The 13,662-nt window shown below is 36.6% G+C and carries 6 protein-coding genes; all 6 read left to right on the forward strand.

What is annotated here, in order from left to right; translation table 11 throughout:
- Window positions 1-45 precede the first annotated feature (45 nt).
- The 6 genes from ACWA2B_RS10955 (at window position 46) to ACWA2B_RS10980 (ending at window position 13,652) form a co-directional block, all read left to right on the forward strand.
- Window positions 46-7,410, forward strand: coding sequence for a phage tail tape measure protein (locus ACWA2B_RS10955; RefSeq protein ID WP_449292184.1), 7,365 nt, complete (start codon window positions 46-48; stop codon window positions 7,408-7,410).
- A 48-nt stretch (window positions 7,411-7,458) separates the two neighbouring features.
- Window positions 7,459-10,914, forward strand: a complete 3,456-nt coding sequence (locus ACWA2B_RS10960) for a phage tail spike protein (RefSeq protein ID WP_449292185.1) — start codon at window positions 7,459-7,461, stop codon at window positions 10,912-10,914.
- Between the two features lie 119 nt (window positions 10,915-11,033).
- On the forward strand, window positions 11,034-11,456 hold the full coding sequence (locus tag ACWA2B_RS10965; protein ID WP_449292186.1) for a hypothetical protein: 423 nt from the start codon (window positions 11,034-11,036) through the stop codon (window positions 11,454-11,456).
- 55 nt (window positions 11,457-11,511) lie between these two features.
- Window positions 11,512-12,543, forward strand: coding sequence for a serine/threonine-protein kinase (locus tag ACWA2B_RS10970; RefSeq protein WP_449292187.1), 1,032 nt, complete (start codon window positions 11,512-11,514; stop codon window positions 12,541-12,543).
- A gap of 53 nt (window positions 12,544-12,596) precedes the next feature.
- Window positions 12,597-12,788 (forward strand): hypothetical protein, encoded by a 192-nt coding sequence (locus ACWA2B_RS10975; RefSeq protein ID WP_449292188.1) that lies wholly within the window; start codon window positions 12,597-12,599, stop codon window positions 12,786-12,788.
- Window positions 12,789-12,917: 129 nt separating this feature from the next.
- Window positions 12,918-13,652, forward strand: coding sequence for a stalk domain-containing protein (locus ACWA2B_RS10980; RefSeq protein ID WP_449292189.1), 735 nt, complete (start codon window positions 12,918-12,920; stop codon window positions 13,650-13,652).
- Window positions 13,653-13,662 lie beyond the last annotated feature (10 nt).

Consider the following 13,662-nt stretch of genomic DNA (forward strand, 5'->3'; position numbering starts at 1 on the left):
TTTCTATTTTATCTAAAGTAAAAAAAGGAAGTGGCTTAAACCGTAATGGCAGATATGCGTATATTAATAAGTGCTGGCTTAAATGTTGGTAAATCAATTGGAGATGTCAATGCTTCCATTAAAGCGTTGAGCAAGCATCCTTCACTTCAGAAACTTGATTTGAAAATTAATGTTGATCAAAGTTTTGTGAAGTCAATTCAGGGATTTATTGATGCTACGAAGAAGCTTAATGTAGCAATGGAACAGCAAAATAGAGTTGTAAAAGAAACACAGGATGTTTATAAGAATTTAGATGGTACAGTTAAACAGGTTACTCAGCAAGTATTAAAGAACGGTGAAGTAATTGAAAAATCCAAAACGGTTCACGATGCCAATAAAAAGGCTGTAAATGATGAGTCTAAATCTCTGCAAGATCAGATCCGTACACTAAAACAGCTAGAAAAAGAGCTTGAAGGTTATACATTAGCTAAAACCAGAGCCAACAAAAATAAGCTTGGAGAAACAAATAGTACTACAAATACATATAAGAATGATTCTGGACAACAGATATCCGTAAAGTTAGATCAGCAAGGCAATGTAAAGAATTATAGCGAGATCAATGAAATACTGAAACAGCAACAGGCTGCTCTTAAGTCGGCTGAAACTATGGACAGAGCGCATTACGATGCATTGAAGTCTAATAAGCAACGTATTGAAGCTATGGATAAGTTGCATTATCAAGCGCTACAAAGAAATAGAGAGATCGACAGACGTAACCAAGAGCAATCACTAAAAGCTGCTGAGTCATTGGATCGTGCTCACTATCAGGCTCTTAAGAGTAATAGTGAAAGACAAATTGCACAAGAAAAGCAGCATGCTTTAGCTTTACAACAAAATACTAAAAGAGACCAGCAATATGCTCAATCTGTAGCAAATACTCAACAAAAGATCAATGATGCCAGAAGTAAATTTAGTGGAAACACTCAAGCTCAAAATAGTTTAACCGAGTTAGAAAATAAATTAAAAGGCATACGCAATATTGGTGACTTTAAGTCTCCACTAGGAAATCTGAATAACGATTTAAAGAGAACTGTGCAAGGTTTTAATGAAGCGAGTAAAAGTTCTGAAACTTTCGGTAGTTCTATTCAAGGCATACTTAAAAGTATGATCATGTGGTCAGCAGTCACTGCTGCGATCTACGCTCCTATTAACGCCTTCAAAGAAGGCATTCAACATATCTATGAGTTAGACAAAGCAATGACCAATCTCAAAAAAGTTACAGACGAAACAAATGAAATGTACCAGCAAGTCATTCTGAATTCGTCTAAAACAGCAAATGAGATTGGTGGTTTGACTCTAGATGTAATCAACTCCACAACCGAATGGGCTAGATTAGGTTACACAATTCAGCAATCACAGCAGCTTGCCAAGCAAACATTGGTTTATCAAAATGTTGGCGATATCGGCAACGCTCAAGAAGCATCTAAACAGCTTATATCTTCTATAAAAGGCTTTGGCATTGAAGTAGACAATGAAGGTAAGAACATTCAACATGTTGTAGATGTTTACAATGAAGTTGGTAATAAGTTTGCTATCTCCACTGAAGGAATTGGTCAAGCGGTACAAAGATCGGCATCCTCCCTCTCCTCTGCTGGCAATACAATAGAACAATCTGTAGCACTAATTACAGCAGCAAACAGTACTGTACAAGATCCTGCTAAAGTAGGTAATGCACTCAAGACACTATCAATGCGCTTGCGCGGTGTAGGGGAAGATGGAGAAGCAATTGATGGACTCGTTCCTAAGCTTGAGAAAAAGTTCCAATCACTTGGATTAACACTAAAAAAAGATGATAAAACTTTTAAGAGTACATATGAAATATTCGATGACTTATCAAAGATTTGGAAGAATCTTAGCGATATTCAACAAGCAGATGTTCTAGAATTAGTAGCTGGTAAAATGCAAGGTAATATTGCTGCTTCCATGATTAGTAACTGGAAAGATGCTCAAGCTTCCTTAGAAGCAGGTATTAATTCATTCGGCTCGGCTTCTAAGGAAAATGAAACATATCTAGCATCATTGGAAGGAAGAATTCACACCTTTACCAATGCAGTCAGCGCTTTCTGGGAGCACTCAATTAGTGCTAGTTTTCTAAAGGGTGTTGTTGATTTAGGAACTACTCTTATTAACGTATTAGGTAAAGTATCTAGCACAATTGGATTCCTTCCTACAGTTGTAGGAGCTGCTACACTAGCATTTATGCTATTTTCAAAAACTGGGCTTACTCCCCTTTACACCATGTTGCTTTCGATTCCTGCTAAAATCAATTTAATGAAAGCAAGTTTACAGTCGCTTATTGCTACCAATGGTCTCGCCTCTGCTTCACTTAAAATACTTGGTACCTCTTTTGCTGCTTTGGGTAGAACTATTGCACCATTAGCCATTATTACTGGAGTTACTTGGGCTTTGACAGAACTGTTTTCTTGGATTTCAAAATCCAACGAAGCCGCCAGAGAAGCTAGGACGATTAACTATGACACTGTAAACTCGTATAGAGAGCAAAAGAAGTCTATAGAAGATTTGTCTCAGGAAATGAGTACACTCCAAGAAGCTGAAAGCAATCAAACAATTAACACTGACCAGAAAAAGAGATTGCTAGAAATTCAAGTAATGCTGGTTGAACAGTATGGCGTTGCTGCTAACAAAATAAATGCCGAAGGCAAAGCTTATACAGATTCAGTAGAAGCAATTAATACTCGTACTGAAGCACTACAGAAGCAAATCGAAGCGGAAAATTCACTTAATCGATCCAAATTGGCTGGTCAAGATAATGAAAGCACAAAAAAGATTAAAGATAGTAAAGATGAAGTTGAAGAGTACCAAAAGAAAATAGATACAACTAAAAAACAAATCGAATTGCTTAAGAAGGACTTAGAATCAGGGAAGTTGTCACCTGATACTAAAATTAATACATCGGACATTCTTAAAAAGTATGGCGATTTGGCTACCTCTGATTCTATTTTTGGTAAGGATTTAGATCAACTTCAGTATTCAGCCAAGGGATTATTGGAGCAATACAATCGTACTGATGCTGAATTGCAAGGTAAAATGTCTGCGTCTAATGGAAAATTATATGAAGCATTAAGTGCAAGAATAAAGGTTCTTCAAGATTCTACGACTCAATATGTATCTGAGTTGACGGACAAAGGTAAGACAGTATCTGACTCTCAACGTGCGTTTGTGCAAGAAATGGTAAAATCGATTGCTGGTAATGGCTCTGGGCTAAGTACTCAAGAAAAACAAATACGCCAAGTAGTTGATAGTCTTAATAACAGCAATATTGAGGGCTTAATTCAGAAATATCAAAAACTAAGCGATGCATTTAAGCTTGATCCTTCCACTCAGAGTAATGATGAGATATTGAAAGTCCGCAGCGATATTTCTGCGCTATTGGAAACCGTAACTAAAGGGGTTCCGATGTTTGGAGATTACAAGGAATCTGTAATGGCGATGTTCCCAGCTTATAGTATGGCAGAGGTTGCTGCCCAACAATTCGCTAAAACTTCTGGACAAATTGAGTCTTTACAAAAATCTCTCCAATCTGCGTATAAGGACACTACCTCGGAGATTAAAGATCTAAACAAAGTAATGGCAGACATTAGCAAAGGTAACGCCTTAAATGCTGATCAAGTAGCTGAGTTAATTATTAAGTACCCTTCTCTTGCTGGACACATCAAAAAAGTTGCTGACGGTTGGACAATTGAAAAATCAGCAATTCAAGCTTTACAAAAGGCAAAGATTACTGAAACTAAATACACTCTAGAACAAGAAAAATCAAAAACCACTCAACTTCTTCAAGCTACATTAAATCGATTAAAGATTTATGATATCGAAGTCAATGCCTTAGATCAGATAGCAAATAAGCAAAAGGCCATAGATGAACTGAATTCCAAAAAGATCCCTACGTCTGATGGAATGAATGTTAAAGCACCAAGTATTCTACCGGGATTGAATCCCATCATGGATGGCTATCTACCTAAACTAGCCCAAGAACAAAATAAACTAATCGATGACACTAAGAACCAAGTCGAAACAGTTTCTGACCTGTATAAGCAGCTAAATGACTTAGGTAAATTGTTTGATGATCCGAATTATGGTGTTAGCACAGAATCAAAAAAGAAAAATGATCAATACAATGATTCTATGTCTCAAACAAACGAGATTTTAACTGAAACACAGAAGAAGCTTAAAGCTGTTGAAGCTGCTCAAGATGCTTTGAATAGTAAAAAGAGTCGATTGAAAAAGGGTTCTGAGGAATACGGTAAAGTTCTTAAAGAGGAAATTAAACTTCTTGAGAAACAAGCCGCATTGCTAACTGAAGGTATTAAAGATCCATCTAAGTTAGTATCCACGAAAGTTACCACTACTACAAAGGGTGGAACAGGCTTAGATTCGATGATTTCTGAAGCTCTTTCTTTATCATCGTCTAAAACGTTTAAATATAGCCAAGCTGCTAAATCGAACGTTAGTTATGATCAATTCACAGCTACTGCTGTATCCGACTGCTCTTTGTTTGTACAGCAAATGTTTAAAGAGTTCCTTGATATTAAACTGCCTCGAACTACTCAGGAGCAAGTTAAACAAGGACAAGCCGTAACCAATAAAAAGGATTTGCAAAAAGGCGACCTTGTATTCTTCAACACTGTCAAAGGTAAAGCTAATTCACATGTTGGTGTTTATATGGGTGACGGTAACTTTATGCAGATGGGCAATTCTGGCTTAAAGCAAGGGAATATGAACGATAAGTATTGGTCTGATAAATACAGTGGTGCTAGACGTATTCCCGGTGCCAATGCTATTCCAGAAGTTCAACCTCCCTCCACTTCTACATCTACAAAAGTAACTGGTAAAAATGCCGATCTGATCAATAAATATGCTGGAGCCAACGGTGTAGATCCTGCACTAATCAAAGCTATTATTCAACAAGAGTCAGGTAATGGCGCTAATGGCATTAAAAATGTTATGCAGGTTAGCAGCCTTGGTAAAAACACTAGTGTTGAAAGCAGTATTAAAACTGGTACTTCAATGTTTGCCAAATATCTTAATCAAACAGGTAATGTAGATATTGCTTTGGCTATGTATAATATGGGGCCGGGAATACTGGACTATTTTAATAAAAACGGTGGATACAGCGTTGAGAATATGAAAAAATTCTCTGCCATGCAAAAGAGCAAAACAGGTAGTAAGGTTTATGGCGATGTCAATTATGTTGGCAACGTATTGAGATACTATGATGGCGACACTTCTTCTGTTTCAGGTGGAAAATCTAAAAATAAATACACCCTCCCTTCTGCTTCTGATATGGATAAAGCTCAAGCTGATGCGCGTGAACAAAGAACAACTACATACGATAACATTTATAAAGCTCGGATTGATTACATTGATAACTATGTAACAATCAGCCAAAACAAGCTTGATAGTTTAGATGCGGAAATAGCGAAGTCGCAAGGTAGACAAGCGAAATATGATCAAGTATCGAAAAACTGGCGCGATGAAGAATCTACTCAAATTAAGTCGTTAACAGCGCAACAAAAGGAATTGGTCTCTCAGAATATCAATCTTGATAATCTAGTTAAGCAAAATAAGATTACATCTGGTGAGTTTGACAAGCAGAAAGCTTCGAATAGTACAAAGTGGTGGGAGTTAGAACAGCAAAAACAAGAAAAGTATTATGCTGTTATTGTGAGCAATCTTGATGAATATGAGAAAAAGATCAATGCTGCCTCTGATAAGATAGCTCTGTCTAAGGCTCGTATGGAATCGTTGGACGAAAATTCTAAGGAGTATCAGAAGGAACTTGTTACTCAAATTGGATTAATTAATGAACAGCGTATCGCTACAGAAAAAGAAATTCTAGCCGTAGAAAGACAACTGAAGAATGAAAAGTTGAGTCTTCAGAATAAAGAAGAATTGTCTAAACGGCTACAAGATCTGACGTTGAAGAACCTTGAATATAACAATGCTATCTACTTCATCAAATCTGATGCAGCCGATAAGATTATTGAAGCCTATAAGAAGCAGATTGAAAAGCAGAAAGATATCGCGCTTAAGGCTATCGATAAGCAAAAAGAAGCTGAAGATAAACGGCATGAAGCACGACTCAAGAATTTGGAAGAAGAATCTGATCGATTTGAAGAGATTATAAAACGACAGCTTCAAGAATTAGATCGAACCAGTGACTCAGATGACTACGACAAAGATTTAAAGAAGAAGCTGGATGAGCGTCAAAAGATTCAGGATAAAATCAATGAGCTTGCTCTAAATAACTCCTATGAAGCTAAGGCTAAGAGAAAAGAACTGACTGATCAGTTAGATGCAAAGAATGAAGAAATCGATAAGTTTAAACTTGATCGTGAGCGTGAATTGCGTAAAGAAGGTTTGAATGACCAGTTAGAAGATCGTAAAAAGTATCTTGATAAAACCAAAGATGCTGAAGATCGAAATCATGATGCAATTACAGATAACATTGAAAAAGAAAAAGAACTGACTGAGCAGAAGTATGATGACATTCTTGAAGACGAACAACGCTTCTATAGAATGAAGCAAGACCTCATGTCTAATGATAAGACCAAAGTTAAGTCTGTGATTGATGAATTAAAGGGCGAGTATTCTAAGTTCTTCACCTACCTTCAAGAGCAATCGTTAGAAACAAGCAAGCAAATGCAAAATATGTTGGATAGTCTTTCTATGGATCAGGGCAAACTTGATGACTTCTTAAACCTCGATAGTGGTATCGGTAATAATATTGGAATAGGAATTGGCGATGGAGCAGGAACAGGCAAAGGTGATGACAAGGCAAGCCAAAAAGGTGATTGGGACAAGTATTTGTCTAATAAACAAAAGGCTGAGAATATCTCAAAACAAGTAGTTCAGCACCAAAGAGAGAAAAAGCCCGACACCAATAAGATAAAAAGTCTTCAGGCACAATTTAAGCAATTAAAACAAGAAAATGATGCAATGCGATCTAAATGGGGATTTCCAGATGGATCATATGATTATTTGAATAAGATCAAGCCGTTCTCTGCTGAAACTGGTGGTATGACTCCTGCTAATATGCCTAAAGAAGGTCAATTCTTATTGGCTCACCAAAAGGAATTAATCTTAAATAAAAGCGATACAGGAAACTTGTTGAAAATCATTGATGTAACCCGTGGCATCGTAGATTCGGTTAAGAGTACTTTCAACCCCAATATTGTTAAAAACAATAATACGTCTACTGCTTCTAATGTTAACAGTTTTCATTTTGAAAAGGTTGAAATTCATGCAAATGATAAGGAGTCAGGATCGACTATCTTAACCAAATTAATTGATGCCGCTAAAGCACAATCAAAGAGAGGCGTTTTAGGAAATAATTATGGCTTCAATTTATAATCGGTGGGGATCACCTCTCCCCCACCATCATTCTAAAGAGGTGATACATTGCTTGGAGAAATTGATTACAATTTAAAACCTATTCAACCTCAGTATTTCTTATGTAGACCAGACAGGACAATCATAAGCAAAATAAGTGAGGCGTTTAACGATAAGATTTCTACAACATGGCACGATATTAGTGAGTTAGAGCTTTCCCTCCCTTTTTACATTGATGTCAATCATCGTTTAGTTCCCAACAAAAACATTGACCTAATTAGAGAAAGATATCTGATCAAGGTTGTAAATGGAAACAATGTTGACTGGTATTATATTAAAAGCATTGAAGATTCTAGCTCAGATGAATCTGACATTCGTACATTGAATTGTATTTCTACGGCTGGCCTTTTAGTTGGCTTTGCTATTCGTGGATTAACCGTAGAATCATATCAGGCTGAACAAATATTGAATGAGATTCTTGCACCAACTACATGGAAAATCGACTATATTGATGCTGATTTCAAGTTAACTTACAGAGCATTTGACTTCTCAAGCACAAATGTATTGGATGCGATTTTGACAGTTGGTGAAACATATAACGCTATAACGATTTTCAATACTGATAAAAACATCATTTCATTACAAAAACCTGAACTCACTGGAACGAATAAAGGATTGACCTTCAGTTGGAATAAGTATCTCAAATCAATGACTAGACATTCAACCTCTGAGCCTATAGTTACAAGGTTAAAGGGGTTTGGTCAGGATGACATGACATTTGAAAAAGTAAATCCTACTGGGCAAAACTATGTAGAAAGCTTTCAATATTTCATGTATCCATTTGAACGGGATGCTAATCGGAATGTTATTAGACATAGTGACTACATGAGCGATTCATTGTGTCATGCCCTACTCGACTTTGAAGCCCTTATTGAATCAAAGAAAACAGAGTTTAATACATATCTTAAAGAGCAACAAGGGTATGAAAAGCAATTAGGATTGCTTGAAGTTGATATGGATAAGTTAGTAAAAAATGAAGTTGTTGTTGCAGATACGAAGATATCTCAGCAATTTGATACGAAAATGTTCTTTGAAAAGTACCAACATTCTGGTAACAGTTCACGTAACTTCAAATTGTCTTCTGATTTTGGCTATGCGGTTATGATCAAGGTCGATGATACAACTGGCGTTACAGTTAGTTTGGATGGATCAAGTAAAGCTGTTTCTTCATTACAATGGAGACTTCTGGGTAAAGTTCGATATCAGGATCATGTCAATGTGTCAATTAGTGGTGGCAATACAGGCGTATACATTCAAGTATGTAATATTAGCATTGATGAATATGTTTCTGGCACTGATTCAAAGATTATTGAGCGATACAGTTTAGATAATAAGGAAATGCAGATTAAACAGAAACAAGCAGAAATTGATGCTGTTAAAGCTAATCTGACTACCGTGTCCAATAAGATAAGTAACCTCAGGAGTTCATTCGCCTATGATAAGAACTTTACACACGAGCAAATGATGGAGTTAAGCGAGTCATACATTATTACACAGGACTACTCAGATAGTAAATACATAGATGAGCAAGATTTATACGACGAAACAATGAAGAAATTCAAAGAATTGTTACGTCCGCAACTAAGTATGGAAATTGATATTGTTAACTTCTTAGAGATAATTGAAGCACAATATGATTGGAAGAAGATGAATCTTGGCGATTTCGTTAACATCAAATATGAACCGACTGGCGTTGATGTCACGGCAAGAATAATTAAGATTGAGTATGACTATGAACAGTCGAATATTAGTCTGACGATATCCAATGTAAAAGACGTAAGTAGAATGGGCAATGAATTTGATAAGTTGTTCCAAGATGTAAGGACTCATGGAGTTACGTTGGATCTGAATAAGTTCAAATATGATAAAGCGGTGTTCGATTCAAGTGAAATGAATAAGCTGTTTGAGAATGTATGGAATAGAGAAAAAGAACGTTTAGAGATGGCTATCAATGAAACGGTTACCATCGACCACACTGGAATAACGATTACTGACGACAAAGATAGTATGAGATGGCTCAAGCTAACACACGGGGTTATGGGATTAACTCGCTCAGGAGGCAACAAGTATGAAACTTGTATCAGCGCGGACGGCCTAGTGGCAGAAATGGTACTAGGGAAGCTTATCCTTGGTGAACGTGTAGTAATTGGTGATACAACAGGTGTATTCACTATCGAAGGTTCTAAACTAACCATTCAAGATAGATGTATGCGTGAAGTTGTTAAACTGGGACTATTGGAGGAGAATCCAGATAAGTTTGGATTACGATTCAATCATTACGCTTCTACTGACTGTGGTAATACTAATGTAATTAATCATGTAGGAATTGATAGCGATTCAGGATTCTTCATTGATCAGAAAAGTGGGACTAAATATAAGAAAACATTGTGGACTAGTCTAGATGGATTGTTAAATGCTCAAAACTTGAGGATTAGTGATAGTATTATTGCTGATGGATCAATAACTATCGGTAAAGACAATTATGTATTTAAAGTTGATTCAATGGGCTTGAGGTTAGGAGATGAAAATTTCAACTCTGCTCCTTTCCACGTATCCCCAGACGGTATAATGTATGCTAAAGGTGGAGTGTTTCAAGATGGTCAATTAATTGTTGGTAGTGGCAATAGAATTGTTGTTATAGATCGAGAAGGTCTTCGTTTAGGAAATGAGGACATTGATTCCGCACCAGCAGCTATCTATATGGACGGAACTGCTAGATTTAGAAAGATAGAAATCACAAAACCAGATGGTAAACCTCTTATGAACTCTATGACCGGGAATCTTTTTATGAATAATTTTGACATCGTGGGAGCAGCGGCAATTGACACAGATTTGCTTGCTGCAAATATAGTTACAAGTATGGAGGGATTTGTAAGCGATCTGACAGCAGGACGCGTCTCGACTTTAACAAATGCTGCTTTGTCAGACTGGTCAAACTATATTCGTATAGAAGGTAATACAGCAAAATGGATTACTGGCAAGGTTTCTGGTGGAGGAACACAGAAAAAACTGGTCGATGGGCGACCATTATACTGGGTAAGCTCCACCCAATCAGGGAAAATGACCACAGAGGAAACCGAATGGCCTGTTTTGGAATATACCATGGACGAAAAGGCAAAAATGGAAGGCGGATTTGAAGGTTCTGGTGACAGCAGCACCCCGTTTTGGAGAATGGGTATTGGTGACGGTGGAAGTGGTGGCTCAGGTATCGGCTGGATCAAGAAACCAAACGGAAGTTTTGATTTTATCTATAATGCCAGTAATACAGCAAAAGAACGAAGTTTGAAATTAGGTGACGAAGGAGTATTTGTTACTTCAGATTTAGGGAAGATTAATCTCATGGGTAAACAGATTGATATCATCGGTGATCAAGGAGATATAAAGATTTCCAACGGTAAAGCATCCATCGTCCTCTCTGCCGATGGCAAAATCACCTTCAACGGTACTCGCTATGACTTTATGTAAACCTTAAGACTGCTATCCCCCTCTCTCCTCCCTCCTACTATGCGACTATATCAAACATTTGTTCTGTAGGAATATGTTCCCATATGTCGTATAGTAGAACTATAGGAGAGTGATAAATTTTGCGATCAATAGGAATACGGGTTTCGCCATCAGAAGTTTTTTATTGTATAACTGAAAAGATCGAAGGCGAGATAGAAATTCTAACTCACGATAAAATAATTATCCCAAAAGCTCTGGAAGTCCCCGATCAACTAGCGTATGTAAGAACCAACCTCAACTCTATTTTTATTGAGTTTTCGGTTGCTTATGCTGGTATCAGGATTCACGAAGGGAATGCTCAGAATGTGAGCATTGAGAGAATTTATCTAGAAGGGGTAATTCAAGAATTGCTTGCCGATTGCAGTATACACAAGTATTTTCTCGGTACAATTTCCAAAATAGCCAGTTTGGTTGAAGAGTCTTCTCAAAAGTGGGAGATTTTATTGATGGTGACAACGAATTACTTAATGTTGAAGGAGTTAGTAAATCAGCCAAGGGCGTAAGGGAAAGTATTATTACTGCCATTGCCGCTAGTGAATTAGAAGAAGAGGTGATTTTATGACACATCAAGTTATAACACAATTAACTTTTAATTTCATTAGAGAAATTGGTGGTGAAGGTGCTAATTCTAAAGCATTTCTTGCCCACGATCCTCAACTTGATGCTCAAATAGTTGTAAAATCGATCCCAAAATCTGATTTTCAAATGAAAGAAGATTACTTTAATGAGTCAAAAATGTTGTACAGTGGTCGTCATCCTAATATCATGGTAATTAATTACGCTTGTGAGGATGCAGATAAAATATATCTGTCCATGCCGTTTCATTCAAGAGGCTCACTGAACACTCTAATAAATAAGAGGTTCTTAAGTGTAAGAGAGATTGTTAAATATTCGCTTGATTTTTTAAGTGGGCTACACTTTGTACATACGAAGAAGCTTGTCCATTTTGATATCAAACCAACCAATATTATAATTGACGATTCTAATAAAGCGATTCTTACCGATTTTGGTCTTACTAAATACACTGATGCCAATGGGTTTGCATTTCCTGATAAAATCTACTCGAAACATTATGTACCAGATGCATTAGTGACCACCACTCTGACAAATCAGTATGATATTTACCAAGCTGGGTTGACTCTATATCGGATGTGCAATGGCAACGACGATTTTAATTCACAATGTACATCTCTTACTCGAGAAAATGTTATGAACGGAAAATTTCCATTACGAGATAAGTTTCTTCCTCATATACCAAACAGCTTGAGAAAGTGTATTAAAAAGGCTTTAGAAGTTGATCCTGATAAAAGATATCAAACCGTATTGGAGCTAATGAATAGCATTAGTGCTGTTTCAGATAACCTTGATTGGTTTTATTCAATTAATGATGATAAAGAGCAGTGGTCACTCGAAGGTGATAAGACCATTAAGACACTTAGCCTTTACGAAGATTCAGGAAAATGGAAAATTGAAGGATACAGCCATTCAAAAAGAACGGGGAAAGATTCAAGAATCACAAAATGTTTCAAGATTCTTGATCAAAAGGAAGCTGCTTATAAGCAATTAGCTAAATTCATCAAGGAATTATAGGATCGCACGTTCCCATAAAGTGTGATATAATCATAAGGGAAGGAGGGTTTCTTATGAAAAGTACTGTCAAACAAGCCAATAACTCATTGACAAGAAAAAAGTTAGCTAATCCCTTCTCTGATACACCAATAATAAATAGACTTAAAAAGAATAAATCCATTGATTTGCGTAATAATCTAAATCTAGAGTTTGACACAAATGGATTTGTTAAAATAAAACCAATCGATGCTAAAAAAACATTTTAGTATTTCTTTGATAAGACTCTCATTTTTGAGGGTCTTTTATATTTTCTATAAACTTCCACTCCCTCCTATCCGATATATATTGTAAGTATGTGTAAATCATATACTAATCAATTAATTGGAGGATATACAATGAAGAAGCGGATTCCAACGTTCCTTGCTGGTGCAATATTTGGTGTTGCAGTAGCAGTTAGTGGCGTAGCAGGAGCAAGTACATATTTAAAAGCAACATTGACACCTACAAAGATTATTGTTGATGGAGAACAAGCGAAATTAAATGATAGTCCGATCAATGTGAACGGCAAAGCGTATCTTCCACTTAGAGATACAGCTTCAGCAATGGGCTATAATGTAGCAAGTGCTAGTGGCGGTAAAATTGAGCTGGTGAAAAGCAATGGAAATACAACTGCTCCCTCCTCTGCCCCATCAGCTACAACAACCACAAAAAGTGAGCCAGTAACAACAGCGGTTAAGCAAGGAGGTAAAGCCTTTAACGTGGATCAATACACAAAAGGAGATAAACTGGATAGCGAGAAGATTGGAGCAGCGATTGCTTCTGGTGAGCTGACGATTAACAGTCAGGATGCAAATGGTGATTCCATTCTACACTGGGTAATTCGTAAGAATGATTATGCGACTTATTTAGTGATCAAGAAGAATGCTTTGAATGTGAATATTTTAAATAATAAGAAGCAAACGCCGCTTCACGAAGCTGTCATAGATAAAAATAGTTTTTATCAAGGTGAATTGACAGGGTTGACCTATAAAGCGAATCCTAAAATAAAAGATGTTGATGGAAAATTGCCAATAGATTATGTTGAATCAAATTCAACTCAAAAAAATTCATTAAAAGCATATATGATGTAATGTAAAAAGA

Source organism: Paenibacillus sp. CMM36, from assembly GCF_053570945.1.

What these genes read in the sequence shown, in the direction of transcription:
- ACWA2B_RS10975 (WP_449292188.1), top strand. Translation starts at nt 12,597, where the DNA reads ATGAAAAGTACTGTCAAACAAGCCAATAACTCATTGACAAGAAAAAAG.
- ACWA2B_RS10970 (WP_449292187.1), top strand. Translation starts at nt 11,512, where the DNA reads ATGACACATCAAGTTATAACACAATTAACTTTTAATTTCATTAGAGAA.
- ACWA2B_RS10955 (WP_449292184.1), top strand. Translation starts at nt 46, where the DNA reads ATGGCAGATATGCGTATATTAATAAGTGCTGGCTTAAATGTTGGTAAA.
- ACWA2B_RS10980 (WP_449292189.1), top strand. Translation starts at nt 12,918, where the DNA reads ATGAAGAAGCGGATTCCAACGTTCCTTGCTGGTGCAATATTTGGTGTT.